Here is a 1,511-nt window from a genome sequence, read left to right as displayed (position 1 = left end):
GTTTTGGGCGTTTGAGATTGCTTTCCTAACGGACTGCTCCGCAAACGCTGTCGCTCGCAATGCCAGAAGTGCGTTGTTTTGCGTAAGTCCTAAAAGAGTTAGTTTTACTTTATCTCAGAATTTACCAAGGCGCTTGATATGGCAACAATTCATCAATAAATATTAGAGTTGTTGGGAAATAACTTAGGTTAGCGAAAAATGAAAACTCAAACTGATCAATTTTGGTTAGCAATCTGATTATTTATGCTGCCATCAGGTACAAGTTCCATAACCCCGTCGCTGTTAACATTAATTTGTCATCAAAATCATCCTTGCGATTACGGTAAATCTGATTGACAGCTCCATAGCGTTTGACACCCGCGAAGGCGTTTTCACATACCACCCTAGATTGACTCAATGTCCGATTTTCGGTCTTTTGCTGTTGAGTTAATTCTCCCCCCTTTGGTTTTTTATGGGGTATGCGGATATTTTCATACTGGTTTTGAATACCTTGAAAGCCACTATCTACTTCAATTGGTATCTCCACGGGTATACTTCCTATCAACTTTTCTTCGTCATGGAATTTCTTGTCATGTAGCTTTCCTTCTCGTGCCTGGCTCAATACCAGCACTTTCTTGTTTTGATTTACTGCCACTAGATGTTTGCGAGTGTGACGCTTTTTTTTTCCCGAATAATTCAGATGCATGTTTTTCTGAGTCAGTAGGTCGTTGCACTGGCCGTTCTGTGCCATCCATTATCACTCGTTCTACTCCAGGGAAACGCTCTATAAATGTTTGGACACTGTTGATTTGGCGTTCTGGTAGTGCCTTTTTTTCTCCCAGGGCGGTTTCTAAAATCGGCTGTAAACGATGAGCGTGGCGGATGTGCCTGGCTGCGGTCGATGTCAAATAAGATACTGGCTAAATCAAAGGTAGGGTAACATTTCAAGTAGAAGAGAATGTAAAATAATTTGTGTTGAGTGGTGAGTAAACGAGCCTTTCGGCCTCCTCCAAGAGAGCGTTGACGAGGTTTCAAGAGCAATGTTTGCTCATAAATTTGACTAAAAGACTTTAACAACGATTCAAATGCTTTACGGTTTAATCCTGTTAATGCTCTGAGTAACCTGTCTTGTTTTAAGGCTCGTTCAATATTTAGCATTTTTCTGGCCAATTTTTATTAAAATCATTTTACCTTATTTCCCAACAACTCTAATACCATTAATATACAACTGATTACAATGTGCTAAACTTTGATTCCAAACATACCGACAACAACCAAATAATTGATTTAATTTAGTTATTTGGATATGGTTGGGATAGATGCAGTATTTGTACCTAGCTTTCAATTTTATCGACAAGTTACTAATATTAGTTGCTATACTATAGCATGGGTTGGTATTCATCCCGACGCTCCCGAAGGGGAGAGCGCGGGTCTTCTACCAACATTTAGATAAAAATATAAAGTCTATATTCCCTGGTGAAAAGCAGGGTTTTAGATTATATCATATAACCTCTGTAAAGTCAAAAAAATAA

General features: G+C 38.9%; 4 protein-coding genes and 1 pseudogene. 1 reads left to right on the top strand and 4 read right to left on the bottom strand.

Features of this window, described 5'->3' with window-relative positions:
• Positions 1 to 241: 241 nt before the first annotated feature.
• The 4 genes and pseudogenes from F6K40_RS40165 to F6K40_RS40150 form a co-directional block, all read right to left on the bottom strand.
• Positions 242 to 685, bottom strand: a complete 444-nt coding sequence (locus F6K40_RS40165; protein ID WP_293145908.1) for a transposase family protein — start codon at positions 683 to 685, stop codon at positions 242 to 244.
• Positions 570 to 887, bottom strand: coding sequence for a hypothetical protein (locus F6K40_RS40160; RefSeq protein ID WP_293145914.1), 318 nt, complete (start codon positions 885 to 887; stop codon positions 570 to 572). The genes F6K40_RS40165 and F6K40_RS40160 overlap by 116 nt, the downstream gene beginning before the upstream one ends.
• 22 nt (positions 888 to 909) lie before the next feature.
• Positions 910 to 1,137: pseudogene (locus F6K40_RS40155) on the bottom strand (transposase family protein); the annotation flags it as partial.
• Between the two features lie 34 nt (positions 1,138 to 1,171).
• The gene (locus tag F6K40_RS40150; RefSeq protein WP_293145905.1) at positions 1,172 to 1,324 is read right to left on the bottom strand and encodes a helix-turn-helix domain-containing protein; all 153 of its coding nucleotides are present in this window, start codon (positions 1,322 to 1,324) and stop codon (positions 1,172 to 1,174) included.
• Here F6K40_RS40150 and F6K40_RS40145 point away from each other — a divergent pair.
• Positions 1,286 to 1,432, top strand: coding sequence for a hypothetical protein (locus F6K40_RS40145; RefSeq protein WP_293145911.1), 147 nt, complete (start codon positions 1,286 to 1,288; stop codon positions 1,430 to 1,432). The genes F6K40_RS40150 and F6K40_RS40145 overlap by 39 nt on opposite strands.
• Positions 1,433 to 1,511 lie beyond the last annotated feature (79 nt).

Origin of the sequence: Okeania sp. SIO3I5 (assembly GCF_010672085.1) — a bacterium.
Lineage (GTDB): Bacteria > Cyanobacteriota > Cyanobacteriia > Cyanobacteriales > Microcoleaceae > Trichodesmium.
Note: the sequence above shows the minus strand (reverse complement) of the source record. Positions and strands in the feature narration are given on the sequence as shown.